Raw genomic sequence first — 26140 nt, forward strand, 5'->3', positions numbered from 1 at the left:
GTTGTATTCCTTGTTGTTGAAGTTCCGATAGTAAAGCCCATCAAGCCGCCGTCATCTGCTCCCACCAACCGATCAGGCGGATCGCGTCGGCCTGGTCGTTGCCGCAGACCTCGATATCTGCCTTGAAATCACGGCACACCGCTGGCCGCTCCGGTTGGCCAAACAGTTGGCATAGCTGTTCGACCGACAAGTGCAGGCAGCGTTCGCCCGCAGGCTTGCCATGGGGCATTCCCGGTAGGGGCGAACTGATGGAGGGGGCAATGCAGCAAGCGCCACAGCCTTCACGGCATTTCATGACCAACAGGTCCTCGACGACTCAATGGGATGGCCGGGCTAGAGTACGCCCTTAAACAGCCGTTTTAAAATGGTCCAACAGGGGTTTTTCGTACAAAACAGAAGTGACCGAACAGTCTACGACCGGTGGTCAGTGGAGCGGCTCACGGATGATCGTGGGTTTATTGCTTGAATTCAAAATCCAGCGCGGCGCCTTCCACGTCACGTCGTTCTTCGTTGCGCAACTGCAGCTTCATCTCGTTGCTGAGCAAGCGGCCGTTAATCTGGAACGCGCTGTTGTCGGACGGTTTTTCACTGAACATCGGCGGCAATAACGGCACGCTCTTGGGTTTGGGCATGGTGCCGATGGGTTGCAACAGCCTGACCATGTCCGAGGGCAGGGACAGGTCCAACTGTGCCGGTGGCAGCTTGGTCTGGGCGACTTCGTGGGCAGACTTGGACTTGCTCGCAATCGGTGCGCGCTTCTTTACCTTGGCGGCTTTTTTCTTCGCCTGCGCTGCCGGCTTTTTCGCAGCGGTCTTTTGTTCGGTGCTTGCAGCAGGCTTGGTGTCTGTCACAGGCGCAGCCGCCAGCGCAGTGCCGACGTTGCAAAGACTTAACCAGCCAACCATCCACACAGCGCGAAAAATAGAGGTCATATCGCCAACAGCATTAACGGCAGAAGGCCATATGCTCGCTTGTTGTGCGTGGCATGACAAGCACGGAGATCAATCTTGTCCCCCTTTATGCCCCTCAAAGGCCCGCCGCCGTCTCCTGGCATAACTGGCTGGCAAGCATCCCCAGGGTCATCAGCGCACGCTCTGCCTCGCGGTTCCACGGGGTGCCGCAATTGAGACGGATACAGTGGTTGAACTGTTCCGTATTACTGAAGATCAGCCCCGGCGCGATACTGATGCCCTGTTGCAGGGCACGCACATGCAGTTCCTGGGTATTGACCCGTCCCGGCAAACTGACCCACAAAATGAAGCCGCCGGTCGGACGGGTCATCTGAGTGCCTTCGGGGAAATATTGCTGCACCGCCAGTTGGAAAGCGCTGAGGTTTTTGCGGTATTCCTGGCGAATGTAACGCAGGTGCCGGTCGTAACCACCGTTCTCCAGGTACGCCGCAACGCCCATCTGTGTGACGCTGCACGCAGAGTGGGTACTGAACATCTGCAAACGCTGGATTTCCTGCTGGTACTTACCGGCGATCATCCAGCCGATGCGCACGCCGGGGGATAAGGTCTTGGAAAAACTCGAGCAATAGATGACCCGGTCAAGACGGTCATAGGCTTTCAAAGCCTTGGTGCGGCCCAGTTCGAACATCAGCTCGCCGTAGATATCATCCTCGACGATTTGAATATCGAAATCCGAGGCCAGGCGCAGCAACTGTTTCTGCCGCTCTTCGGGCATGGTGCCGCCCAAGGGGTTGCTCAGGCGCGTGGTCAATACCAGCGCCTTGATCGACCACTGGTTGGCGGCCAGTTGCAAGGCCTCCAGGCTCATGCCGGTGGCCGGGTCGCTGGGAATCTCGATGACCTTGAGGCCGAGCAGGTCGGCCAGTTGCAGCAAGCCGTAGTAGGTCGGTGACTCAGCGGCGATCAGGTCGCCGGGGCGCGTCAGTACGCGCAGCGACATCTGCAACGCGTCGACGCAGCCGTGGGTAATCACCACTTCGGACGGGTCCACCACCACGCCGGCATCGCGCATGCGAATCGCCACCTGGCGGCGCAGCGGCTCGAAACCGGGACTGAACATGTAGCTGAAGGCGCGCGGGCTCTGGAAGCGCGTGACCTTGGCCAACTGCTGATGCAACGCCCGGACCGGCAGGTAATCCACGCTCGGCACCGCTGCCCCCAGAGGGAATACACCTTCACGGCGCGACTCGACCAGCACTTGCTGGATGATGCTGCTGCGGGTGACCAACCCTGGGCGCTCAACCCGCGCAATGTCTGGGGTTGGCGCCGTGAGTGCCGGCGTCTGGTGCACGTAATAGCCCGACTGCGGCCGCGCCCGGATCAGCCCCTGGTCTTCCAGATTGGCGTAGGCCTGCAGCACCGTGGCATGGCTCACGTTGAGCTGAGAGCTCATCTTGCGCACCGAAGGCACACGCTCCCCCGGCTGATAAACACCACGCCGGATGTCCTCAGCCAGTTGCTGGGCGATACGTTGGTAGAGCAACAGATTGGTCATGACGCAGCACTCGATTTCACGGGTATTTTATTTTTGTGTGAAACATACCGGCACAGTTTAGAAGTGTACGGGGACAGTTGCCACAATAGTCGAGCGCGGGCGGGAGTGACAGAAAAAACTGTAAGGGTTGTGAACAGAGTTTTCAGGTGTATACAGAAAAATGTGGGAGGGGGCTTGCCCCCGATAGCCATAGGTATCTACACAACTTTGGCGTAGCCCTGAACCTGTGGCGAGGGAGCTTGCTCCCGTGGCGACCTGGCGGCCTATAGCTATCTGACTGATGCCGCGCGATCCAAATGTGGGAGGGGCGGTGCGACGATTCGACTTGCCCCCGATGGCGGCCTGACAGCCGACCAGGATGTTGGATCAGAGCGAGTACATATCCGTTGCTGCGGTAACGGCGGCTTAGGGTTCCGCCCTTACGGCGTCTCACTTTTGAAAAGCGCAAAAGTAAGCAAAACGCTCTTGCCCCACCACTCGGCACCTCGCCCAGGCTCGGTGTGCCCGTAATCCGACAGCGATTTGGGGGGCCGCCGCCACGCGCCATCCATGGCGCGGGGCGGCTAAACCGGCATCCCTGCCGGTTTACCCCCCAAATCACTATCGAATTCCGGCCAGCGTGGTTTAACGGGGCGCTTAAGATCAAGAGCAAGATCAAGAGCGGCTCGCTTCGCATCGTGGTTACAGTAGGCTGCTACAAAATTGTGTAGATACCTATGCCCCGATGGCGGAGTGTCAGTCACCGAAAATGTTGACTGAACCACCGCTATCGGGGGCAAGCCCCCTCCCACATTTTGAACGGCGCCAGGACTTCAGCGAGCGGCGCCCAGTTGGCCTTTTTCGTCGGAGAACACAATTTCCACGCGACGGTTCTGCGCGCGGCCACGTTCGGACGCATTGGCCTCCACGGGGTATTTGTCGCCATACCCTTCGACCTGAATGCGTTTTTCGTCGATGCCCAGGTCAATCAGCACATCCGCCACCGATTGCGCGCGGTCATGGGACAGGGTCAGGTTGTCGTGCTCGCCACCAGTGTTGTCGGTGTAGCCCTCGATGCGCACCGTGCGCCTGGGGTTCAGTTGCAGGAACTGCACGATCTTCAACACCGTGCGGTTGGCCGAGTTCTGCAGCTCGGCTTCGCCGGTATCGAACAGTACGTCGCCCAGGGTCATCACCAAGCCACGGTCGGTCTGGGTGGTCAGGCTGGCGATTTGCTGTTCGACCCACTTGCCCTGCTGCTGCACGCTGGCCAGCTTGCTCTCACGCAAGGCCAGTTGCAGGCGTTGGCGCTCCAACTCGAGTTTGGCCAGGCGCTCGGCGTTAAGTCCCTGCTCGGTATGTTCACGGGCAATGGCACTGTAGCGCTGGCTCAAGTACGCGTAATGCACCACGTCGGCGCCGCTGCCCCAGTAGCTGGACAGGCGATCGGCACGCGCCAGGGACTCACCGGCGCGGATTACATCCTTGGGCGCGAAACGCAATACATTGGCGTCTTCCTTGACCCGCTGAAAGTCACTGCTGGCCTGTTGCAGTGCCTGCTCGCCAGTGGGCTGGCTGGCGCAACCGCCCAACGCTACGCTGCTCAGCAGCAATACAGCGCTCAAACCACGCATCGTCGGGCTCATTGGGCTTCTCCCAGCTGCAACTGCTTGCGCAGGCGGGCGATGCGGGTGTTGACCACGTTCAATTGCTCCTGGCTCTTGCCGGTCAGCACCTTGGCCTCGGCCAGGCGCGCATCCAGCTCAGCCTGCTCGGCCCGCATGCGCGCGTGTTTGTAGGACTGGTCGGCCATGTCGGCCCTGGCTCTGGCAAATTTGTCTTCGGCTTGTTTCAGCTCGGTCGATTCATCGGCATTGGCGCCGACTGCGCTGGCTTGCTCCAGGGCTTGCTGGGTCAGGCGCATTTGTTCGATCGGCGCAGGATCGGTGGCGCATCCCGCCAGAGCGACAACGGCAAGGGCCGCGAAAAGAGGTCGAAGAGTCACTGAAAATCCCTACTTTGTTGGGGTGCCGACGGCTTGTTGCAATTGCGCCTTCCAGCGCGCGAGATTGCGCTGCAACGCGGTTTCCGCCACACCGGACGCGGGCAATTCTGTCATCTTTTTGGCCAGCTGTCCGCGCAGCCACGGATCATTGCAGGCGGAATTGTGGGAAATCGCCAGGTACAGGCCGGGCTGATCGATCGGTATGTCGCGCGCCACCAGGTCATCGCTCATGCCCAGGCTCTGGGCCATGGCCATGCCGGAATAGCGGCTGGCGAGCACGTAGTCCACCTCCCCCAGCAACAGTTTCTGGAACGCCGGCGTCAGGCCAGGCAGACGCTGCAGGGTCAATTGCTGGCTGGCAAGGGTTTCGAACCCGGCACTCAAGCGTGCGCGCTCCGATACGGCCCCTTTGTGGCCCTGCAAGTCGGCAGCGGTGCTATAGACCAAAGACGAGTCCTTGCGCGTCCAGACCAGGTAATCGATCTGCATCAAGGCCGGGTGTATGTAGTCGAGGGTTTGCAACTCGCCGAGGTTCAACGGCGCATCGGCGAGCATATCCATGCGTCCGCTGCGCACTTCATCCAGAGCCAGGGAGCGCTTGCCGCCGTAAAGCAGGTCGATTTTCAGGCCGAGGTCCGTGGCCACCTGTTGCAGCACATCGGCGGTGGCGCCGATCAGGTGGGTCGGGTCCTGCGGGTCGCGCCACAGCAACGGCGGTGCATCCGGGCTGCCGGTGATCACCAGGCGCTCGCATTTGCCCGCCGCCAGCGACAACGTCGGCAGCAGCACAAGGCCCAGCAGGATCAAAGGACGCAATTGCATGGCGAGGTGCTCCCACACGTCAAAAAAAAACCCGGTCACAAGACCGGGCTCTTTATAAGTGAAGCGACTGGATTAGACCAGCTTCTCCAACTCGGGGATGGCTTCGAACAAGTCCGCCACCAGGCCGTAATCAGCCACCTGGAAGATCGGTGCTTCTTCGTCCTTGTTGATCGCAACGATCACCTTGGAGTCTTTCATACCAGCCAAATGCTGGATCGCGCCGGAGATACCGACGGCGATGTACAGCTGGGGTGCCACGATCTTGCCGGTCTGGCCGACCTGCATGTCGTTGGGTACGAAGCCTGCGTCGACGGCCGCACGCGAGGCGCCGACCGCTGCACCCAGCTTGTCGGCCAGGGCGTACAGGTGCTTGAAGTTATCACCGTTCTGCATGCCACGACCGCCGGAAACGACGATCTTGGCAGCCGTCAACTCTGGGCGATCCGACTTGGCCAGCTCTTCGCCGACAAAGCTGGAAGTGCCAGCGTCGTGGGCTGCGGCAACCGCTTCAACCGATGCCGAACCACCTTCAGCGGCAACCGGATCGAAACCGGTAGCACGTACGGTGATGACTTTGATCGCAGCGTTGGACTGTACGGTAGCGATGGCGTTACCGGCGTAGATCGGGCGCTTGAAGGTGTCGGCGCTCTCAACCGAGATGATCTCGGAGATCTGGTCAACGTCCAGCTGCGCGGCAACGCGTGGCAGGATGTTTTTGCCGTTGGACGTGGCGGCGGCCAGGATGTGGCTGTAGCCAGCGCCCAGCTCTGCAACCAGAGGGGCAACGTTTTCCGGTAGCTGATGCGCGTAGGCGGCGTTGTCAGCGTTCAGGACTTTGCTCACACCGGCGATTTTCGCAGCGGCTTCAGCCACGGCGCCAGCGCCCTGACCTGCTACCAGTACGTGGATGTCGCCACCGATTTTAACGGCTGCGGCCACGGTGTTCAGGGTGGCCGGAGCCAGCACTTTGTTGTCGTGTTCTGCGATTACCAAGATAGTCATGGTTAGATTACCTTCGCTTCGTTTTTCAGTTTCTCGACCAGTTCAGCCACCGACTTGACCTTGATGCCCGCGCTGCGTGCAGCCGGTGCTTCAACCTTGATGGTCTTGTTGGTAGAGGCGGTGGAAACGCCCAAAGCGTCTGGAGTCAGCACTTCAAGAGGCTTCTTCTTGGCTTTCATGATGTTTGGCAGAGACGCATAGCGCGGCTCGTTCAAACGCAGGTCGGTGGTGACGATGGCCGGCAGGTTCAGGGAAACTGTCTGCGCGCCGCCGTCGATTTCACGGGTCACGGCAACCTTGTCGCCGCTCACTTCCACTTTGGAAGCGAAGGTGCCCTGGCCGTAACCGGTCAGTGCAGCCAGCATCTGGCCGGTCTGGTTGTTGTCGCTGTCGATAGCTTGTTTGCCAAGGATCACCAACTGAGGCTGTTCCTTGTCGACAACGGCCTTGAGCAACTTGGCCACGGCCAGGGAGGTCAGCTCTTCAGCGGACTCGACCAGGATGGCGCGGTCGGCGCCCAGTGCCAGGGCGGTACGCAACTGTTCCTGGGCAGTGGTCGGGCCGATGGAAACCACGACGATCTCGGTCGCCACGCCTTTCTCTTTCAGGCGTACGGCTTCTTCCACGGCGATTTCACAGAATGGGTTCATCGACATCTTGACGTTAGCCAGGTCGACGCCGGAATTGTCCGCCTTGACGCGAACTTTCACGTTGTAATCGACAACGCGTTTGACAGCTACAAGAACCTTCATGGATTCCTCGTTACTCTCCGGTGAAAAGAAAGTCGCCTAGGCAAGCCTGGCGGTTGATGCTCATCGGCACACAAGGGCACCTCCAAAAACGTCAGCGGATGACTCGGCGATGGGAAAATGATGACCGTTCGTCAGGGGTGACTGAGAAGTCATTCTTTATCGCAGTGTGTAAACTGCGCGCCAGCATACGGCGCGCGTCACCTGTGGTGCTTTTGGACGTGCTCTTGAAACCTGCACTCTGCCTACGGTAAGCGCAAAACCGACCGTATATTGACCGGAACGCCTATTCTGGTCAATACGGCAAAATGGTCAGTCATAAGCCGCGTTGCTTTGATTTACCTAGGCTGCGGGCAATTCAAACAAACGTTTGTATTGGACGCTGCCAGTGGTGTAGATATAATGCGCCACCCAGAGAGAAAGGTGGGTCTTGCCGTTGCAGCAGGGCGTCACCGAACCTCCACCCATTAGAAAAAAAGCCTGTTGAGCCTTGAGTAGGAGATAGCCTGTGGAACGCGAATACATGGAATTCGACGTGGTCATCGTCGGCGCCGGCCCGGCTGGCCTGTCCGCCGCCTGCCGACTGAAGCAGAAGGCCGCCGAAGCCGGTAAGGAAATCAGCGTCTGCGTGGTCGAGAAAGGCTCCGAAGTGGGCGCACACATCCTCTCTGGCGCGGTCTTCGAACCGCGCGCGCTGAACGAACTGTTCCCGGACTGGAAAGCCCTCGGCGCCCCGCTCAACACCCCTGTAGTGCGTGACGACATCTATGTATTGCGCAGCAGCGAGGCCTCCACCAAGGTTCCGGACTTCTTTGTGCCCAAGACCATGCACAACGAAGGCAACTACATCATTTCCCTGGGCAACCTGTGCCGCTGGCTCGCCCAGCAGGCCGAGAACCTCGGCGTGGAAATCTACCCGGGCTTTGCCGCCCAGGAAGCGCTGTTCGATGAAAACGGCGTGGTGCGTGGCATCATCACCGGCGACCTCGGCGTCGACCGCGAAGGCAAGCCCAAGGAAGGCCTCTACACGCCGGGCATGGAATTGCGCGGCAAGTACACGCTGTTCGCCGAAGGCTGCCGCGGGCATATCGGCAAGCAACTGATCCAGCGTTTCAACCTGGACAGCGACGCCGACGCCCAGCATTACGGCATCGGTCTCAAGGAAATCTGGGACATCGACCCGGCCAAACATCAGCCAGGCCTGGTGGTGCACACCGCCGGTTGGCCGCTGGATATCATGGGCAACGAGAACACCGGTGGCTCGTTCCTTTATCACCTGGAAAACAACCAGGTGGTGGTCGGCCTGATCGTCGACCTGTCCTACAGCAACACCTTCCTGTCGCCGTTCGATGAATTCCAGCGCCTCAAGCATCATCCGGTGCTGGCCCAATACCTGGAAGGCGGCAAGCGCGTCAGCTACGGCGCCCGCGCTATCGCCAAAGGCGGCCTGAATTCGCTGCCGAAGATGATCTTCAAGGGCGGCGCGCTGATTGGCTGCGACCTCGGCACCCTGAATTTCGCCAAGATCAAAGGCAGCCACACTGCGATGAAGTCCGGCATGCTCGCCGCCGACGCCGTGGCCGACCGCCTGTTTGCCGAATCCGAAGGCGGTGATGAACTCACCGGGTATGTCGACAGCTTCAAAGCCAGCTGGCTGTACGAAGAACTGTTCGCCAGCCGCAACTTCGGCCCGGCCGTGCACAAGTTCGGCGCCATCGTCGGCGGCGGGTTCAACTGGCTCGACCAGAATATTTTTGGCGGCAAAATCCCGTTCACGCTGCACGATACCAAGCCGGACTACGCCTGCCTCAAGCTGGCCAAAGACAGCCAGAAGATCGACTACCCCAAACCCGACGGCAAGTTGAGCTTCGACAAGCTGAGCTCGGTGTTCATCTCCGGTACCAACCACGAAGAAGAACAGCCGTGCCACTTGAAGCTCAAGGACCCGAGCATCCCGATCGGCACCAACCTGCCGCTCTACGATGAACCGGCGCAGCGCTACTGCCCGGCCGGCGTGTATGAAGTGGTGACTAAAGAAGACGGCGAGAAACGCTTTCAGATCAACGCCCAGAACTGCGTGCACTGCAAGACCTGTGACATCAAGGACCCTTCGCAGAACATCACCTGGGTGACACCGGAAGGTGCAGGTGGGCCGACTTACCCGAATATGTAAGCCAAAACGAGGCTCCCCCAAGTGGGAGCCTTTTTTATGGCCGACATCAATTAAAAATGTGGGAGGGGGCTTGCTCCCGATGGCGGTGGGTCAGTCACAAATTGGCTGACTGATGCACCGCTATCGGGGGCAAGCCCCCTCCCACATTTGGATCCCGTTGAGCCAGGGAGAATCAGGCAGCGCGCTCTTCGCCGGGGTTGCGCAGGAAGTAGCGTTTGTACTCGCGACTGAACTGCGAGGTGCTCTGATAACCCACGCTGTGCGCCGCCTGCGCCACGCCCATGCCCTCGACCAACAACAACTGCTGCGCCTTCAGCAGCCGCAGGCGCTTGAGATACTGCACCGGCGACAACAGCGTGCAGCGCTTGAAGTGTTCGTGAAAGGTCGATGCGCTCATGTGCGCATAACCGGCCAACGTCTCAATGTTCAACGGCTCGGCGTAATGGACATGCAGGTGGTTCAAGGACGTGGCAATTCGCGAAAACTGCCCCTGCTGTTCCACCAATGCACGCAACACATCGGCCTGGGGCCCACGCAACGCCGTGAACAATAATTCGCGCACCCGCGCCGGGCCCATGATCCGGCTCTCCAGCGGATCGTGCAGGCACTGCAACAGCCGTTCGACGCACCCGCGCATGGCGTCATCGAGCACCACCGAACTCATCGACTCCAACGTCTGCGCAGCCGGCGGTGGCCCGGACTGCATGCCCATGGCCATCACCAACTCACCCAACACCACCCGATCGATACCCACTGTGACGCCCAACAGCGGCGCACCGGGCGCCATGGCGAAGGTCTCGCATTCGAACGGCACGGGCATCGCCTGGATCAGGTAATGCCCGGCGCCATATTCCAGGGTACGCGGGCCCAGGTAGGCGACCTTGCTGCCTTGGGCCACGAACATCAGGCTCGGCTCGTAAATCTGCGGCCCGCGCGCCACATCGCAACTGGCGCGCAGCACTTGCACGCCAGGCAGATGGGTTGGGGAAAAACCGTCGCGGGACGCAAGCCCCTCAATCAAGGAAACCAGCGTGGCGTTGGCGTCGACGTGGCGGGTCAGCAGCATGGCAAAAAACTTCGCGAAAAAGGGATGAGAACATCATCGCAGGTCTGGCTGCGGATGCATCCAAACACTGGGCACTCCCGGACGAATAGGCATGAGACTCGGAGCAATCGCCATGGCCGCTGATTCGGTCGACTGGGAGAATGGCCCGCCTCACTGTTCATTGCTTTTTGCGAGGTTTCTCCATGTACACCGCCATCGGTTACGCCGCCCAGTCGGCCACTACTCCCCTCGCCCCCATGTCGTTCGAGCGCCGCAGCCCGCGTGCCGATGACGTGGCTATCGAGATTCTCTACTGCGGCGTGTGCCACTCCGATATCCACCAGGCGCGCAACGAATGGGGCATTGCCGTTTACCCATTGATGCCCGGCCACGAGATCGTCGGCAAAGTCACCGCCGTCGGCGCCAGTGTTACCGCGCACAAGGTCGGTGATCTGGTCGGCGTGGGTTGCATGGTCGACTCATGCCGCCACTGCGAAGCCTGCCAATCGGACCTCGAGCAATACTGCCTCGAAGGCCCGACCATGACCTACGCCACGCCGGACCGCGTGGACGGCAGCAACACCATGGGCGGTTACTCCGACAGCATCGTGGTCAGCGAGCACTTCGTGGTGAAGATCCCGGCCAAGCTCGACCTGGCCAGCGCTGCGCCGATTCTCTGCGCGGGCATCACCACTTACTCGCCGCTCAAGCACTACGGCGTGAAGGCCGGCGATAAGGTCGGGATCCTCGGCATGGGCGGCCTGGGCCATATGGGCATCAAGTTCGCCAAGGCCATGGGCGCCGAAGTGACACTGTTCACACGCTCGGCGAGCAAAGCCGAAGAAGGCCGTCGCCAGGGCGCCGACCATGTGATCGTGTCCACCGATGCCGAGCAGATGAAAGCCGCCGCCGGGCATTTCGACTTCCTGCTCGACACCATCCCGGTGCAGCACGACCTGAACCCCTACCTGGATGTACTGCGCTTTGACGGCGTGCATATCCTGGTCGGCTTGATCGAGCCGGTGGACCCGCCCGTCAATGCCGCCAAACTGGTATTGGGCCGTAAAGTGCTGGCCGGCTCGCTGATCGGCGGCATTGCCGAAACCCAGGAAGTCCTGGATTTCTGCGCCGAGCATGGGATCACCTGCGACATCGAGATGCTCGACATCCGCCAGATCAACGAGGCTTACACGCGGATGATCGCCGGTGATGTGAAGTATCGCTTCGTCATCGACATGGCGACCCTGAAGGCCTGATCAGGCCTTCGCGCCCAGTTCCGCCGAGAGCCGAGCCGCGACCTGTTTGATCACAGGGATCAGCTCGGCCATTTTCTCCAGCGGCATGTAGGGCACGGTACTGGCGATGCTGATGCCGGCGACGATTCGCCGGCTGGCATCGCGCACCGGTGCCGCGACGCAACGGATCGACGGTTCGTTGTCTTCCAGATCGAACGCATAACCGCCCACCACGTATTCATGCATGCGCTGCTCGAACTGCGCCCAGGATTGCTCGGGGTGCTTCGGCCACTGCAGGTTCTTGCCCCCCGCCGGCAGGCTGACTTGGTACAGGCGCTGCCACTCTTCCACACCGTCATCCAACATCAGCGCCTTGCCGATGCCGGTGCGCGCCAGTGGCATGCGATGGCCCACCCGCGAGCGCATTTCCGGTCCGTTACGACCGGGGTTCTTGTGCAGGTAGAGCACCTCGTCGTATTCGCGAATCGCCAGGTGGATGGTGTCGCCGGTGAGGGCTGACAACTCGTCGAGGTAAGGCACCGCCAGGTTGACCAAGGGCAGTTCTTCGCGGGCCTGGAAGCCCAACTCGATCAGCTTCGGCCCCAGCAGGTAACCGACTTGCGGCACCACGCGCAGGTAACGCTCCTCCACCAGGCAACTGGCCAGGCGGTGCGTGGTGCTGCGGGTGGTGCCGATGCGCCGGGCGATCTCCTTGAGATCCCGCGCGCCCGCCGCCACCGCTTGCACCACGCCCAGTCCGCGCAGCAGGGTCTGGGTGCCGGTGGGGGCGGTGTCTTTGACGGGGGTGTGGGGGTTTTCCAGCATATCGGGCCTATAGGTATGAAAGCGGGGACATTATGGCAAATACCGATCTTCAATACAGTGGAGATCAAAATGTGGGAGGGGGCTTGCTCCCGATGGCGGTGCTTCAGAAGCAAATGTGCTGAATGGCACACCGCTATCGGGAGCAAGCCCCCTCCCACATTTAGTCCTCATCCGACTTTTGATCAGCGTTGCTTCATGCGGTCGATGATCACCGCCAGCAGCAAAATCGAACCCCGAATCACATACTGGTAAAACGTGTCGATGTTTTTCAGGTTCATCGCATTCTCGATGATCGCCAGGATCAACACCCCGGCAATCACATGGCGGATCATGCCGATACCGCCGCTAAGCGAAACTCCGCCCAGCACGCACGCCGATATCACCGTCAGCTCAAAGCCTTGGCCGATCATCGGCTGGCCCGAGGTCATGCGAGAGGCCAGGATCACCCCGGCCAGTGCGCCGATCAGACCGTGCACGGCAAAAATGATGATCTTGGTACGGTCAACGTTGACCCCAGCCAGCAGCGCCGCTTCCTGGTTGCCGCCAATCGCCATGGTGTTGCGCCCATAGGTGGTGTAGTTGAGCAGCCAGCCAAAGAACACGAAGCACAACACGGTAATGATGATCGGCACCGGCACGCCCATCAGTTGGCCGTTGCCGAACACAAAAAAGCGCTCGTCCATCACCCCCACCGCCTTGCCGTTGGAGAAGATGTAGGCCAGGCCGCGCACAATCTGCATGGTCGCCAGGGTGGTGATCAGCGCGTTGATGCGCAGCTTGGCGATGACAATGCCGTTGATCAGCCCCACCAGCAGGCCCATGGCCAAGGCCGCCGACACGCCGAGCACTACGCTGTCGGTATCTCGAATCACGATCCCCGCCACCACCCCGGCGCAGGCGATTACCGAGCCCACCGACAAGTCGAAGTGCCCCGACGCCAGGCAGAACAGCATGGTGCACGCGGCGATGCCCACGGTCGAAATCGCCAGGCCCAGCCCGCGCATGTTCAGCGGCGACAGGAAGTTGTCGATAAACAGCGCGCTGAGCACGAAAATGCCCAGCGCCGCCAATAGCATCACCCAGTCATCCAGGAATTTGCGCTGGTTGAAACCCGGCCAGAAGCCCTTTGCAGTTTTTACCTCAGACATACCCGTACCCTCGTATTCTTCAAGCCCGCGTACGCGGGAGTGCCAGTTGCAACAGCCGTGCTTCATCCGCCTGTTCGCGGGGTAGCTCGCCGGTGAGGGTGCCTTCGCTCATCACCAGGATGCGGTCGGAGATGCCCATGACTTCCATCAGGTCGCTGGACACCACGATCACCGCAATGCCCTGCGCCGCGAGGTTGTGAATGATCTGATAGATCTCCGACTTGGCGCCGATGTCGATACCGCGAGTGGGCTCGTCCAGCAGCAGCACTTTCATCGGCATCGACAACCAGCGGCCGAGAATGGCCTTTTGTTGGTTGCCGCCGGACAGGTACATGATTTTCTGCTCGGCGTTCGGCGTTTTCACCCTGAGCGCCTTGATCTGCGTGTCGGCGTTGCCCTTCTCCCAGTGATCGCGCAACAGCCAGCCAAATGCCGCGTGGGCGCCACGCGCACTGATGTTGATGTTCTCGGCGACGCTGGCCAGCGGAATAATGCCCTCCTTTTTGCGGTCCTCAGGGCACAGCAGTACACCACCGGCGATGGCATCGCGCGGGGAGCGCAGGTGCAGGTTTTCTCCGCAGAGTTCCAGCTGCCCCGCCGTCTTGCGTTCAAGGCCGCTGAGCAGGCGCAGCAGTTCGGTACGCCCTGCGCCGACCAAGCCAAACAGGCCGAGAATCTCGCCCTTGTGCACCTGGAAACTCACCGGTTCACGCAAGCCCGGCCCGAGCAGGCCGTCGACCTTGAGCGCGACGTCGCCCTGCTGCCGTGGCCGGTAGTCGTAGATGTCCTGGATATCGCGGCCGACCATGCAGGTCACCAACTGGTCGTGGGTCAATGTGCCCATGTCGTCGAAGGTGCGCACAAAGCGGCCATCCTTGAACACCGTTACCGCGTCGCAAATGCGGAACACTTCTTCCATGCGGTGCGACACGTAGAGCACCACTTTGCCTTCATCGCGCAGGCGCGTGATGATCGCCATCAACCGATCGATTTCGCGGGCAGACAAACTACTGGTCGGCTCGTCGAAGGCGATCACATGGGCGCCACGGGACAGCGCTTTGGCGATCTCCACCAGTTGGCGCTGGCCCAGGGACAGGCGCCCCAGCTTCTCCTGGGGGTCGATTTCATCGGCCAGGCCCTTGAGACACGCCAGCGCCTGCTGGCGCAGCAAACCACCGTTGACCACACCAAAGCGCGACGGCAAATGCCCGAGGAAGAGGTTCTCGGCCACAGTCATTTCCGGCACCAGGTGCAATTCCTGGTGGATCACCGCAACGCCGCTGGCAATGCTGTCGGCGGCGCTCTTGAACGCCATGGTCTGCTCGCCGATCTGCAGCGTGCCACTGCTGGGGATATAGGCGCCGCCGAGGATCTTTAGCAGCGTCGACTTGCCCGCGCCGTTCTCGCCCATCAGCGCATGCACCGAGTGCGGCCGCGCTTCAAAGCTGATCTGCGCCAGGGCTTTCACACCGGGAAACTCCTTGCCGATGCCGTTGAAACGCAAGGCCGCGCCGGTCATTTCCAGAGGCCGATTTTGGTCAGTTCTTCCTGGAAGTTGGCGCGGGTGATCAAGGTCACTTCGTCCATGGCCGTGTATTTCGCCGGCTCCTTGCCGGTGGTGACCCACTCGTACATCGCCAACGCGGTGTTGTAGCCCTCGATATGCGGGCTGGGCAGCATCGAGCCGAAGAAGCCGCTGTCGGCTTTCTTCAATTCGCCGATGGCGTCGGTGCCATTGATGCCGATACCGATCACGTTGGCGGCCTTGAAGCCGGCGCTTTCGGTAGCACGTACGCCGCCCAGCACGGTGTTGTCGTTCATACCGCCGATGATCAGGTTTTTCGCGCCGCTGGGCAGCTTGACCAGCGCCGAGTTGGTGGCGTCCATGCTGCCTGGCACGTCGAGGGTTTTCAGCGCGGCGGTCAGGATATGGTCCTTGGGAATGCCGGCTTCTTGCAGGGATTTGATCGAGCCGTCGGTGCGTTTCTTGCCGGTGTCGAGTTCGTTATAGGTGTTGATCACCGCGTAGGTGTCCTTCCAGTCCCAACCGCGTTTTTTCGCTTCGGCAGCCATGGCGGCGCCCTGCTTCTGGCCCACTTCGAAGGCGGCCATGCCCAGGTACGGCACGTCCTCCATAAAGTTGCCCTTGGCATCGACGAAGCGGTCGTCCACGGCCATCACCTTCAAGCCGTTGACCTTGGCCTTGGCGACGATGGCCGGGCCCAGGGACACGTCCGGCGGGCAGATCACAAAGCCTTTGGCGCCGTTGGCGGCCAGGCTGTCGATGGCCGAAAGGGTTTTTTCACCGTCGGGCACGGCGATCTTGATCACGGTAAAACCGTGCTCTTTGCCGGCTTTTTCGGCGAAGGCCCATTCAGTCTGGAACCAGGGTTCTTCGGCCTGCTTGACCAGAAAACCGATCTTCACTTCCTCAGCGGATACGAACCCACTGAACGCCATCGCAAGCGCCACAGCGCCGAGTGTTTTCTTGAACATGGACCACCTCATTGTTGTTATTGGAAAACGCTTTAGTCGTGGTACATCACCGACCGCCCGCCATCGATCATCAGGCAGGTGGCATTGATAAAGGGCGCCTCGTCGGTCGCCAGAAACAGCGCGGTCATCGCCACCTCGATGGGCTGGCCGATGCGCTTGGGCGGGTGCAGGTCGAACGCACGCTGACGCTCCGCAGAGGGGTCAGGGAACCCGTTCCAGTAGTCGACGTTGAGCTGGGTTTCGATATAGCCCGGCGCAATGGCATTCACGCGAATACCCTTGGGCGCGTATTCGATGCCAAGGGCACGGGTAAGGCCGAGCAGGCCGTGCTTGGCGACAGGGTAGGGAAAGCAGCCGGGAATGATGTGGCTGGAATGGGTGGAGGCGATATTGATGATGTTGCCGATGCCCTGCTCGATCATGTGCGGCAGCACCGAGCGGCAACCGTACCAGGCGCCGTCAAGGTCAATGGCGAAGCAGCGGCGCCAGTCCTCGTCGGTCATTTCCAGCGGGTCGCGAAACACATTGACCCCGGCGCAGTTGACCAGCACGTCCACACGGCCGAAGCGCTCGATGGCCACATTGACCAGCGTCTGCCATTGCTCTTTGGAGGTGATATCGACGGCCTGCGCGATAATCTCGGCGCCACGCTCGCGCCAATGGGCCGCGACTTTTTCGACTTTGTCCGCCTGGATATCCGCGATCACCAACCGCGCCTGCTGCGCCTGGAAGCAGGCGACGATTGCCTCGCCAATGCCTTGTGCGGCGCCGGTGATGATCACCACCTTGTGCTTGAGGCGCTCGCCGTAAGTCGGCTCGGGCACGGCGGGTAAGGACAACGGTTGTGCCTGCATCGCTTCACCTGTTTTATTTTTGGCAGTGAGTGCTGATGCAGGCGACTATAAACCCAGACCTTGAAATATCTCAATATATAAATTTACGTCCCACAATGTGAGTAAACACATTAAAAAACCGGCCATGAATGGCCGGCTCCGGGGCACCTGTCAGCCTTGGGCGAAATCCCTCAGCGCATCGCCTTCCATGCGATAGCGCACCCATTCTTCCTGGGGCTGCGCGCCAATGGATTTGTAGAAGGCAATCGCCGGCTCGTTCCAGTCCAGCACGCTCCATTCGAAGCGGCCACAGCCGTTGTCGCAGGCGATCTTGGCGAGGTGGCGCAGCAACTTCTTGCCCGCCCCGCCGCCACGTTGTTCCGGGTTGATATAAAGGTCTTCCAGGTACAGACAGTTGCTGCCCAGCCAAGTGGAATAGCTGAAAAAGAACACCGCAAAGCCAATCGGCAAGCCGTCGCGCAAACAGATCAGGCCGTGGGCGGTGGCGCCCTCGCTGAACAGGCTGCGCTCTATATCCACCACGCTGGCGATCACTTCGTGCCGGGCTTTTTCATACTCGGCCAGTTCCGTGATGAAGGTCAGGATCTGCGCAGCATCGCTGGGTACGGCGGGGCGAATCTCGATGGTCATGGGTGCGCCTTGGGCAAGTTCAAAGCCCACATACTAAGACGCTTTGATGACCGATTGCAGCGCATTTTCCATGTGGTGGGCACACAAAATCTTACAGGTCACGCAAGACCGTTCGTCGCCATCAAGGCACGAACCGCAAATAGGGGCTGACCAATACAGGGTAAGGACATCAATCATATGGAGACACCCTCATGAAAAATTCCAAATTGGCTGCCCTCGCTCTCACCGGCCTGTTGTCTGCAGCGTCGCTGAGCGCCATTGCCGCGACTTCGTCCACCGGTACGACGGACCCGGTCGGCTCCCCACCAAGCCCTGCCACCCAGGAATCCCAGGATTCCATGGGCACAGGCCTGGACACCAATGGCGGCGCGATCATCGACAACACCAACGGCGCCGACCCTCGCACCCAGGGTCACGATACCCAGCGTCAGGCACCTGCCGCCGTCGGTAACGGCAAAATGGGCCCTTCGGTCAACGAGCCGAAGATCAATAAAGGCGACGACTCGAATCTGCCGGGCGCACCGAAGCAACCAGCGCCTTGATAGATCCACGGCAAGACGGACACCCGATCATTTCCCAGTGAAGAGGTACACATGAACGTCGATACAAACCTTGAAAAAGAAGTCCTCACCCGCCTGCTGCACGCCCACCCGCAAGGCTTGGGCAAGGAGGTGCTGGACAACTACCGCGGCGAAAAAGAAGTCGCCAGTGTCTTGGCGCACTTGCAGGACCGCGGGCTGATCAGGGATGGGCATGTGACCACCGACGACGCCGGTGAATATTCGTTGAACCTGCCGATCAAGTTGACCGCGTCGGGTGTAGAAGAAGCGCGCAAGTTCGAAGAACCATCCGTTCAGTGATTCATTTCTGGTCTGGCCCCGCGGTTGGGGCCAGAAGGAGTTTTAGCGATGCCTCGTGGAAGCAAAGCCAAATACACCACCGAACAGAAACGCAAGGCCGCTCATATTGAAGACAGTTATGAGCACAAGGGACTGTCCAAGGAAGAAGCCGAAGCCCGTGCCTGGGCCACCGTCAACAAGCAGTCTGGCGGCGGCGAAAAGGCTGGATCCGGCAAACGCAAAGCACCGGCGAAGAAGGCCCAGGATCGCCAGGATTCGGCGAAGCGCGCAGCAGCCAGCCGTGAGGGGCAGCCTCGCAGCAGTCGCGCGTCGCTGGGCACGCAAACCAAGGAAAGCCTGATGAAAGAAGCGCGGGCCAAGGATATTCCTGGGCGTTCGACCATGCGTAAGGATGAGTTGATCGAAGCGCTGAAAAAAGCCGGTTGAACGCAGATTCAAATGTGAGAGGGGGCTTGCCCCCGATAGCGGAGTGTCAGCCAGTTCATCTATAGCTGACCCACTGCAATCGGGGGCAAGCCCCCTCCCACATTTTGATGTGTGTTTATTCAGAAACTAATGCGTCGACTTCGGCGGTGCCAGGGGAAGTTGCCGGCCCCCAGCGCGTCACCGCCAACGCCGCTGCCGCATTCGCTCGACGCGCCGCCTCAACCGGTTTCAAGCCCTTTGCCAACCCGGCAATGAACACCCCCGCATGCGCATCCCCCGCACCATTGCTGTCCACCGCCTGCACCTTGAAACCCGGCACATGCTTGATATCGCCCACCTGCCCCACCCAGCACCCATTCGGCCCATCGCGCACCACCAACAGCGTCTCGGCCGGCAGGTGTCGACTCAGTTCGGGCAACGCGGCGGCGATATCCCTGGCCCCGGTGAATGCCAGGGCTTCGAGGCCGTTGCTGGTCCATATATCGATACGCGGCAACAACGCGCGCATCAAAGCCGAGTCCGGCGCCTTGACCAGCGGGCCCGGATCGAACACCACCATCACCTTGCGCGGCAGCGCCAGCAACCAGTCGATCAGTGGCTGCGCCTTGCCTTCAAGCAGCAGGCTGTAACCACTGACATACACGTAATCGTCGGCACGCGGGACGATGCCGGCTAGGTCTTCGGCACTGAGTTCACCCTCGGCACCGAGATGGGAAATGAACGTGCGCTCCGTGGTGGCTTCGGTCAGGGCCACGCACAGGCCAGTGTCCTTGCCGCCGCTCGTCGGCAGTGCCATCTCGATCCCTTCGGCCTGCATCGCAGCGCGGGCCAGGTCACCAAACCGACCGCTGCCGTGCCGCCCCAGGTAAACCACCGGCAGGCCATTGCGCCGCGCCGCAGCCATGACGTTAAAGCCGCCACCGGCTTCGAAACTGGCAGAACTGGCCAGCACGTCGCCACCGCTCGCCGGTAACCTATCCAGGGCCATGACCAGGTCGACGATGACCTGCCCGGTGTGCAGCAATCTAGACATTAGGGCTCTCAACTAACGCCGCACGCCGATCGGCCGCGCCGCCCAATACTGCGTACACCCCGCCGGCTACCAGAAAGGTGACGACCCAGCCGAGGCCGTTATGGCCGAGCCAGGAGTCGGACAGCGGCCCGGCAAACCAGATGTTGTCGGCGGTGGTGCCGATGGTGGTGAAGCTGAACCCGAGCACGATGGCCAACGCCCACGCGCCAAACGCGCGCCACTCCACACCGCCGCGATACCAGTAGGCGCTGCTCGAGCTGACATCCAGCAAATCCGTGGGGCTGTAGTAGTGACGGTGAATCAGGTCGACCACGAAAATCCCCACCCAGGCGGTGATCGGCACCGCCAGCAACGAGATGAAGGTAATGAACGGACCGTAGAAGCTGTCGGCGATCAGCATGAAATAAATGGAGCCGGCAAAAATCGCCACGATGTCGACGATCACCGCATGCACACGCTTGACCTTCAAGCCCAGGGTCAGGGTGGTGAGGCCGGCGGAATACACCGACAGGTTGTTCGACAACAGCAGCCCGCCGAACGCGGTGATCAGGTAGGGCACCGCCATCCAGGTCGGCAGCATGTCGCGGATCGCAATGATCGGGTCCGTGGCCGACGCCAGGTCGTTGTTACCCACCGACAGCAGGCCACCAAGGGTGATCAGTAACACCAGCGGAATGCCCGCGCCGAACGCGGCGGAGGCCACCAGGCGCACCGCCTTGACGCTGCGATGCTGGTAACGCGACATGTCGGCACCGGCGTTGGCCCAGCCGATACCGGTGCCGGCCGCCATGGTGCCGACGCCGATGATCATGGCGCTCAGCGGCGCCGGGGTGGCGTTGAACACCGCGCTCCAGTCGATGGTGGCGCAGAGGAAGCCGCCCACCAGGATATTCAGGGCGCCGAACACGTAGGTCGCCCATTTCTGGATCACCAGTAAGGTGGCATGGCCCAGGCCGGAAACGGCCAGGGTCAGCAGCACGAAGAGGCCGATGAAGATCAGGGTAAGCAACGGCGCGCTTTTCGCTTCCACCGGGGAACCGAACAGGATCGAGCACAGCGACAGCAACACAAAGGCGGCCGTGGTGGTGTTGACCGTTTCCCAGCCCAGGCGCGACATCAGCGACACCAGGGTCGGCCCGATATTGCCGCGTACGCCGAAGATGGCGCGGGACAAGGTCAGGCTGGGCGCACGGCCACGACGACCGGCGATGGAAATGATGCCCACCACTGCAAAAGAACCGGCAGCGCCGAGGACCGCGACGATGATCGCCTGCCAGATGGCCAGGCCACGAAACGCCACCAGCGTGGCGCCGAGCGGCAAGCCGAGGATGCTGATATTGGCCGCGAACCATACCCAGAACAGCTGCAGCGGATGCCCGTTGCACTCGCCTTCCGGGACAGGTTCGATGCCGCGCGTTTCCAATTGCCCGGCGCCTTGACCGGAAGAAGGGCTGCTCATGTGGGGGCTCCTGATGCTTTATTGTTGTGGTTGTGGCAACGCGTCAATGACTCAACGCAACGCGAGCAGACTTTGCACCAGCGGTTGCAGGTCCAGGCCATTCACGCGTTTGACCTGCTCGACCATCGCGTGCGGCCAGCACTGCATGCCCAGACAGGCACCGAGCATGGCGCCGAGGATTGCGGCGATGGTGTCGGTGTCGCCCCCCAGGCTCGCGGCCAGGCACAGCGCCTCGAAGGCGTTCATGTCACCCGACGCCACTTGCTGCGCGAGGGCGAATGACACCACCACCGATTCCTGGGAGGCGACGGAGGTGCCGATCAATTCATAGAGCAAGTCGGCGAACAGCGCGTTGTCGCCGCTGCCGACGCTCAGGGTGCGCGCCCAGCTGATGCGGGTGGCGATGCGTCCGCCGGCCATCCAGTGGCCGTGGTGTTCGGCCTGCTGCGCAGCCTGAGTGCCGATGTTGAGCGCTTCGCCCAGGTCGACGCCGTTGATGCCGGCCGAGACCACCGCCGCGACCGCTGCCGCGCTGGCAATGCCCAGGCTGGTGTTATGGGTGACCTGGCAGGCCTGGATCACCGCCTGGATGAACCGCGCCGGGTCACTGACATCGGCGGCGATGCCGACCGGCGTGATGCGCATGGCCGCGCCATTGGTGGTGCCGTAGCGCCCGGATTCTTCGGGAGTGTGCCCGGCGAGAATCATGTCGATCGCACGCTTGGTGGACGGCCCGAGCAAATCCTGGGAGCCCTTGGCGCGCATGGCCGCTTCCCAGTCGATCAGGCGTTGGGCGAGCACACTGGGTTCGATGGTGCCGTGGCCTTCCACTAACAACTCACCGACCAGGATCGCCTGTTCGGTGTCATCGGTGATGGAACCGGCGGGCATGTTCGGTGCGATGGGTTGATCGGGGCCAGCGTCTTGCAGGGCGGTGATCGCACCGAAACGCTGCCGGACTTGCTCACGGCTCAAGGATTGGGTGGGCATGCCCAGCGCATCGCCCAGGGCCAGGCCATAGAAAGCGCCAAGCGCGCGAATTTCAGCAGTCATTTGGAAGCCCCGAATTGCAGGTGCAAACGAAAGTGCAGCGGGTCGAGCAAGCTTTCAACATGCTCCATGAAACGCTCACGACGGTCATAGGTTGTGCGCGAGGCCTTGAGAAATACCGTGCCGGCCGGGCGCCCGAGCAACAGCGCGTCGTCATCGCTCAGGGCCTCGGCGCCGAGCCATTGGTCGCCTGCGGCGCCTACATAGCCATAGGCTGCCAGGGTGATGGTCAGGGAATTGTCGATCAGGCCGATGCGGGGCAGGCTTTCCAGGTCGCCGGTGGCAGGCATCAGCGAGCGTTCCAGGGACACCGCCGTACCGTCGGCCGTGCGTCTCAGGCGGTCGAGGGCAATGAAGTGTTCGCTGCCGAAACGGCTGGCCAAGTCAGGGCGCGTCACCGCTTCGAAGCGCAACACCTCGGTGCTCACCTGCGCGCCGGTATCCGCCAGGGCCTGGGCCCAACCGTGGCGTTGGTCGAGCCCCATACCGTCAAACGTGACGATGGAGCCGACACCGCTTTGGGTGGCGATGTAGTTGCGGCGCTTGAGCTCAGCCAGCGCTTCGCGAAGCGTGCCACGACTGACCGCAAACTCTTCGGCCAGTTGATGCTCACCAGGTAACAGGAAACCGTCAGCGATCACCCCACCCTCGATACGGCGGATGAGTTCGTCGACGACGCGTTTTTTCTTATCGAATCGAACATGTCTAATCATGTACAAATTGATACCTGAAAGCCGGCGTTCCCAGCAAGCGAATTATTACAGGACGCTCGGAATACCGATCTCACGGCTCCAGGCCAATCGGGTAAAACTCCCCGCTGCTCCAGACGCCAAGCCAGTTTTGACCATTGATCGGGCGACTCACGGCCAGCTCGACCAATTGGTAGAACGCGTTGCGGTGCACCAGGGCCTCGAGGTTGCTGCGCACCCGCAGGTAAGGCGCCGGTTCCTCGGTGAGCGGATCGATCACCACACGCAGCGGGTGTTCAGGGCCGGCGTCGATCTGTTCGTCGACATTGGTGGTAAACGTAAGCACCTGGCTCTCGCCCTGCCCTTGCACCTCGAGCGTGACGGCGACGAAGGGCGCGTCATCGACGCGGATGCCGACCTTCTCCACGGGCGTCACCAGGAAATAATCATCGCCATCGCGGCGGATGATGTTGGAGAACAACTTGACCATGGGTTTGCGCCCGATAGGCGTGCCCTGATAGAACCAGGTGCCATCACGGGCGATGCGCATGTCGATATGGCCGCAGAAATCCGGGTTCCACAGATGCACCGGCGCCGGCCCTTTACCTTTGGGCAGTTGCGCCAACAGGTCGTTGGCCTTGGCGGTATCGGTCATGGGGGTCTCCTCAGGCTTACTGATCACTCATGCCCAGCAAGTTCCGGGCGTACTGGGCCAGGGGTCGGGCGATCAGATCTTGTGGCGAGTTGTCGTGGAACGTCAGTAAACCGCCACGACTGCGAATACGTGCAGTATCAATCAAATACTGGGTACTGGTCTCGATCAACATGATTTGGATCACGCCGCTGTCCAGGCCAAGGCGGTCCAGGGCTTGCTGGTCGGTCCACTCATCGGCGTTGCCGATACGGTCGTCGGCTGCCGCAAAACGGCAATACAGCAAGTAATGAGCCCCGGCCGCGCGCGCTTCGGCCATGGCCTGTTCAAGGCCTTCGGGCTGACGGGCGCGACGCACCATGGGGAAATATTCGACGAAGCCGTTGAAGGCTTCTTCGGCTACCACGTTCGGTCGCGGATACGCGCTACCGGGCGGCACGAAAGCGCCCTGGGCGATAAAGATAAAGGAATCCGGCTGCACACGGACCGAGGCGGTGCGGCGCGTATCGCTGTGGTCGAGCAAGCCGGCGTCGCTCATCTGATAGCGGGTGCCTTCGGCCATATCGCTGACGGTCATGCAACCACTCAGCGCCAACGACGCCAGCAACAAAACCAGACTACGCATCCTATTCCTCCAGAAGCCGGTGACGGAAAACCGGCGAATGGGCGTGAGATGCAGAATCTGCGCCAGCTTGAATCAAATGTGGGAGGGGGATCTGCGCTGACTGACTGGCATTCGAGCAAATCAGCCGCCGATGATCTTCATCACCGTCGCGCCGCCCGAGAACGCTACTTCCTGCTTGTCGCCCAGGGCCTTCATCAACAGCCCCTGCAACGCCGGCAATGCCTGGTGGCGCGGCTTGTCCAGCAGGTCGCCGACGTAGTGACGGTTGCTCGACGACAGGCAGCCGTGCAACCAGCCCGTGGAGGACAGACGCAAGCGCGAGCAGGTACGGCAGAACGGCACGCTTTCATTGGCAATCACGCCAAAGAAGCCCTTGCCCGGCACTTCATAGCGCACGGCCGTGGCGTCGACGGGCGCATTGGCTTGCAGGTATTCGTGGTGTTCGCCGATCAGGCTGAGCAATTGTTGCAGGCTGACGAATTGCTGCAGGAACGCGTTGGAGTCCTTCGCCAAGTGCCCCATGCGCATCAACTCGATAAAGCGCAGCTCGTAGCCCCGCTCCAGGCAGTAATCGAGCAAGGGCATCACCTGGTCCAGGTTCTGGCCACGCAAGGGCACCATATTGACCTTGATCTTGATCCCGGCCGCGCGGGCCTGGTCCATACCGTCGAGCACCGTGGCCAGGTCGCCACCGCGGGCGATACTGCGGAAAGCGTCGGCATCCAGGGTGTCGAGGGAAACGTTGATGCGCCGGATACCCGCGTCTACCAGCAGCGGCAGTTTGCGCGCCAGCAACTGGCCGTTGGTGGTCAGGCTGATATCGCTGAGCCCCATCTGCCCCACGGCGTCCATGAAGGCTTCCAGCTTGGGACTTACCAGCGGCTCACCACCGGTAATGCGCAAGCGGTCGATGCCCGCCGCTTCGATCAGATAAGCCACGCCTCGCGCCATCGCCTGGGCCGAGAGTTCGTCCTGCGCAGCGACCAGCCGCTTGCCGTTGGGCACGCAGTAGGTACATGCGTAATTGCAGGCTGAGGTCAGGCTGATCCGCAAATTGCGAAACCGCCTGCCTTGACGATCAACGATCATGAACCACTCCGGCAGAGGATATTTCGGGCGTGCTAGAAGCTGACTTATAAATCAGCTTTTAGCAAGATCCTTGCCTGAGTATATTCCTAGGGTACTGCGCCTGGCAGTAAATCATTGAGCCATCAGCGTGATGAATGACTCAGGCAGTGGGTGCTTCGCCAGCTTTTTCAGGGCCAGGCAAGTCAGCGCTGTGCTTGCGCTTGTTGCCCATGCGCACGCCGATGTCCATCAGGAACTGAAAGAAGCCTTCCTGGTCTTCCAGCACATTGCTCCAGAATGGTGAGTGGTACAGCGCGACAGCGCCATGCACCAGCGCCCAGGCGGCGCAGTAGTGGAAGTACGGCGGCACGTCTTCGAGCTTGCCTTCACTGATACGACCCTTGATCAGCAAGGTCAGGCGTTCAAAGTTCGAGGCGCGGATCTTGTGCAGTTCCTCGACCATTTCCGGCACTTGATGGCCCTTGACGACCTTTTCCTCCAGGCGGTCAAACAGGCGGTAGCGCTGCGGGTCGCGCATGCGGAACTCGAAATAGGCTCGGGACAAGGCTTCTTTGTCCTTGTCGACATCGGCCGAATGCAGCAGCTCGTTCAAGTCGCGCTCGTAGTCGAGCATCAGGCGCAGGTAAATCTCGGCCTTGGACTTGAAGTGCTTGTAGATAGTGCCTTTGCCGATACCCACGGCATCCGCGATCATCTCGACGGTGACGCTGTCTTCGCCTTGTTCGAGGAACAATTTGAGTGCGGTGTCGAGAATTTCCTGCTCACGGCGGCGAAACTCACGGACCTTACGGGGTTCTTTATGCATGAGGAAGAGGTCTGCAAAGGTCG

28 protein-coding genes are annotated in these 26140 nt (G+C 60.9%); 5 read left to right on the forward strand and 23 right to left on the reverse strand.

Going from position 1 to position 26140, the window contains the following annotated elements:
- Positions 1–40 precede the first annotated feature (40 nt).
- The 8 genes from C4J86_RS19420 to C4J86_RS19455 form a co-directional block, all read right to left on the reverse strand.
- Positions 41–295, reverse strand: coding sequence for a YkgJ family cysteine cluster protein (locus C4J86_RS19420; RefSeq protein ID WP_124371551.1), 255 nt, complete (start codon positions 293–295; stop codon positions 41–43).
- A 160-nt stretch (positions 296–455) separates the two neighbouring features.
- Positions 456–932, reverse strand: a complete 477-nt coding sequence (locus C4J86_RS19425) for a translation initiation factor 2 (RefSeq protein ID WP_124371552.1) — start codon at positions 930–932, stop codon at positions 456–458.
- 94 nt (positions 933–1026) lie between these two features.
- On the reverse strand, positions 1027–2466 hold the full coding sequence (locus tag C4J86_RS19430; RefSeq protein ID WP_124363981.1) for a PLP-dependent aminotransferase family protein: 1440 nt from the start codon (positions 2464–2466) through the stop codon (positions 1027–1029).
- 812 nt (positions 2467–3278) lie between these two features.
- Positions 3279–4091: an OmpA family protein gene (locus tag C4J86_RS19435; protein ID WP_124371553.1), complete on the reverse strand. Its 813-nt coding sequence runs from the start codon at positions 4089–4091 to the stop codon at positions 3279–3281.
- Complete coding sequence (locus C4J86_RS19440) at positions 4088–4450, reverse strand: DUF4398 domain-containing protein (protein ID WP_124371554.1); 363 nt, start codon at positions 4448–4450, stop codon at positions 4088–4090. Before C4J86_RS19440 ends, C4J86_RS19435 begins: the two co-directional genes overlap by 4 nt.
- Before the next feature lie 9 nt (positions 4451–4459).
- Positions 4460–5272: an ABC transporter substrate-binding protein gene (locus tag C4J86_RS19445; protein ID WP_124371555.1), complete on the reverse strand. Its 813-nt coding sequence runs from the start codon at positions 5270–5272 to the stop codon at positions 4460–4462.
- A 72-nt stretch (positions 5273–5344) separates the two neighbouring features.
- Positions 5345–6274, reverse strand: coding sequence for an electron transfer flavoprotein subunit alpha/FixB family protein (locus C4J86_RS19450; RefSeq protein ID WP_124371556.1), 930 nt, complete (start codon positions 6272–6274; stop codon positions 5345–5347).
- Between the two features lie 2 nt (positions 6275–6276).
- A complete protein-coding gene (locus C4J86_RS19455) occupies positions 6277–7026 on the reverse strand; it encodes an electron transfer flavoprotein subunit beta/FixA family protein (RefSeq protein WP_124368003.1) in 750 nt (249 codons plus the stop codon).
- A gap of 505 nt (positions 7027–7531) precedes the next feature.
- On the opposite strand from C4J86_RS19455, the gene C4J86_RS19460 reads away from it, so the two are divergent.
- On the forward strand, positions 7532–9196 hold the full coding sequence (locus C4J86_RS19460) for an electron transfer flavoprotein-ubiquinone oxidoreductase (RefSeq protein WP_124371557.1): 1665 nt from the start codon (positions 7532–7534) through the stop codon (positions 9194–9196).
- Positions 9197–9368: 172 nt separating this feature from the next.
- Here C4J86_RS19460 and C4J86_RS19465 read toward each other — a convergent pair whose 3' ends face one another.
- Positions 9369–10262 (reverse strand): AraC family transcriptional regulator, encoded by an 894-nt coding sequence (locus tag C4J86_RS19465; RefSeq protein WP_124371558.1) that lies wholly within the window; start codon positions 10260–10262, stop codon positions 9369–9371.
- Positions 10263–10444: 182 nt separating this feature from the next.
- Here C4J86_RS19465 and C4J86_RS19470 point away from each other — a divergent pair, with 182 nt between their 5' ends.
- Positions 10445–11497 (forward strand): NAD(P)-dependent alcohol dehydrogenase, encoded by a 1053-nt coding sequence (locus C4J86_RS19470; RefSeq protein WP_124371559.1) that lies wholly within the window; start codon positions 10445–10447, stop codon positions 11495–11497.
- Here the strand turns inward: C4J86_RS19470 and C4J86_RS19475 are convergent, their stop codons facing one another.
- The 6 genes from C4J86_RS19475 to C4J86_RS19500 all read right to left on the reverse strand — a co-directional run bounded on the left by C4J86_RS19475 (position 11498) and on the right by C4J86_RS19500 (position 17429).
- Entirely contained in the window at positions 11498–12301 is an 804-nt protein-coding gene (locus C4J86_RS19475) for an IclR family transcriptional regulator (protein ID WP_124368007.1), read from the reverse strand.
- Positions 12302–12483: 182 nt separating this feature from the next.
- The gene (araH, locus tag C4J86_RS19480; RefSeq protein ID WP_124363990.1) at positions 12484–13449 is read right to left on the reverse strand and encodes an L-arabinose ABC transporter permease AraH; all 966 of its coding nucleotides are present in this window, start codon (positions 13447–13449) and stop codon (positions 12484–12486) included.
- Positions 13450–13468: 19 nt separating this feature from the next.
- Entirely contained in the window at positions 13469–14968 is a 1500-nt protein-coding gene (araG, locus tag C4J86_RS19485; protein ID WP_124371560.1) for an L-arabinose ABC transporter ATP-binding protein AraG, read from the reverse strand.
- Complete coding sequence (locus C4J86_RS19490) at positions 14965–15945, reverse strand: substrate-binding domain-containing protein (RefSeq protein WP_124371561.1); 981 nt, start codon at positions 15943–15945, stop codon at positions 14965–14967. The genes araG and C4J86_RS19490 overlap by 4 nt, the downstream gene beginning before the upstream one ends.
- A 32-nt stretch (positions 15946–15977) precedes the next feature.
- Positions 15978–16799, reverse strand: coding sequence for an SDR family oxidoreductase (locus C4J86_RS19495; RefSeq protein WP_124371562.1), 822 nt, complete (start codon positions 16797–16799; stop codon positions 15978–15980).
- 150 nt (positions 16800–16949) lie between these two features.
- The gene (locus tag C4J86_RS19500; RefSeq protein ID WP_034128422.1) at positions 16950–17429 is read right to left on the reverse strand and encodes a GNAT family N-acetyltransferase; all 480 of its coding nucleotides are present in this window, start codon (positions 17427–17429) and stop codon (positions 16950–16952) included.
- Positions 17430–17620: 191 nt separating this feature from the next.
- Between C4J86_RS19500 and C4J86_RS19505 the strand changes: the two genes are divergently transcribed.
- From C4J86_RS19505 to C4J86_RS19515, 3 genes are read left to right on the forward strand one after another with little or no spacing between them, the layout of a single operon-like run.
- Positions 17621–17971: a hypothetical protein gene (locus C4J86_RS19505; RefSeq protein ID WP_124363994.1), complete on the forward strand. Its 351-nt coding sequence runs from the start codon at positions 17621–17623 to the stop codon at positions 17969–17971.
- Positions 17972–18022: 51 nt separating this feature from the next.
- Positions 18023–18289 (forward strand): hypothetical protein, encoded by a 267-nt coding sequence (locus C4J86_RS19510; RefSeq protein ID WP_124371563.1) that lies wholly within the window; start codon positions 18023–18025, stop codon positions 18287–18289.
- Between the two features lie 48 nt (positions 18290–18337).
- Positions 18338–18715 carry a Rho termination factor N-terminal domain-containing protein gene (locus C4J86_RS19515; protein WP_124371564.1) on the forward strand — a complete coding sequence of 126 codons (378 nt, stop codon included), beginning with the start codon at positions 18338–18340 and terminating at the stop codon, positions 18713–18715.
- Between the two features lie 115 nt (positions 18716–18830).
- Here C4J86_RS19515 and C4J86_RS19520 read toward each other — a convergent pair whose 3' ends face one another.
- From C4J86_RS19520 to C4J86_RS19555, 8 genes are all read right to left on the reverse strand, one after another.
- A complete protein-coding gene (locus tag C4J86_RS19520; protein ID WP_124371565.1) occupies positions 18831–19748 on the reverse strand; it encodes a PfkB family carbohydrate kinase in 918 nt (305 codons plus the stop codon).
- The gene (locus C4J86_RS19525) at positions 19741–21207 is read right to left on the reverse strand and encodes a cytosine permease (protein ID WP_124368016.1); all 1467 of its coding nucleotides are present in this window, start codon (positions 21205–21207) and stop codon (positions 19741–19743) included. Before C4J86_RS19525 ends, C4J86_RS19520 begins: the two co-directional genes overlap by 8 nt.
- A 51-nt stretch (positions 21208–21258) precedes the next feature.
- Positions 21259–22260: an ADP-ribosylglycohydrolase family protein gene (locus C4J86_RS19530; RefSeq protein ID WP_124371566.1), complete on the reverse strand. Its 1002-nt coding sequence runs from the start codon at positions 22258–22260 to the stop codon at positions 21259–21261.
- Positions 22257–22970, reverse strand: coding sequence for a GntR family transcriptional regulator (locus tag C4J86_RS19535; RefSeq protein WP_124368018.1), 714 nt, complete (start codon positions 22968–22970; stop codon positions 22257–22259). Before C4J86_RS19535 ends, C4J86_RS19530 begins: the two co-directional genes overlap by 4 nt.
- Positions 22971–23040: 70 nt before the next feature.
- Positions 23041–23601, reverse strand: a complete 561-nt coding sequence (locus C4J86_RS19540) for a DUF1285 domain-containing protein (RefSeq protein WP_124364001.1) — start codon at positions 23599–23601, stop codon at positions 23041–23043.
- A gap of 16 nt (positions 23602–23617) precedes the next feature.
- Positions 23618–24223 (reverse strand): DUF4823 domain-containing protein, encoded by a 606-nt coding sequence (locus tag C4J86_RS19545; protein ID WP_124368019.1) that lies wholly within the window; start codon positions 24221–24223, stop codon positions 23618–23620.
- Positions 24224–24343: 120 nt separating this feature from the next.
- Positions 24344–25312, reverse strand: coding sequence for a GTP 3',8-cyclase MoaA (locus tag C4J86_RS19550; protein ID WP_124371567.1), 969 nt, complete (start codon positions 25310–25312; stop codon positions 24344–24346).
- Positions 25313–25451: 139 nt separating this feature from the next.
- The gene (locus tag C4J86_RS19555) at positions 25452–26117 is read right to left on the reverse strand and encodes a TetR/AcrR family transcriptional regulator (protein ID WP_124368021.1); all 666 of its coding nucleotides are present in this window, start codon (positions 26115–26117) and stop codon (positions 25452–25454) included.
- Between the last annotated feature and the right edge of the window lie 23 nt (positions 26118–26140).

This window comes from Pseudomonas sp. R2-7-07 (genome assembly GCF_003852355.1).
Classification (GTDB): Bacteria; Pseudomonadota; Gammaproteobacteria; order Pseudomonadales; family Pseudomonadaceae; genus Aquipseudomonas.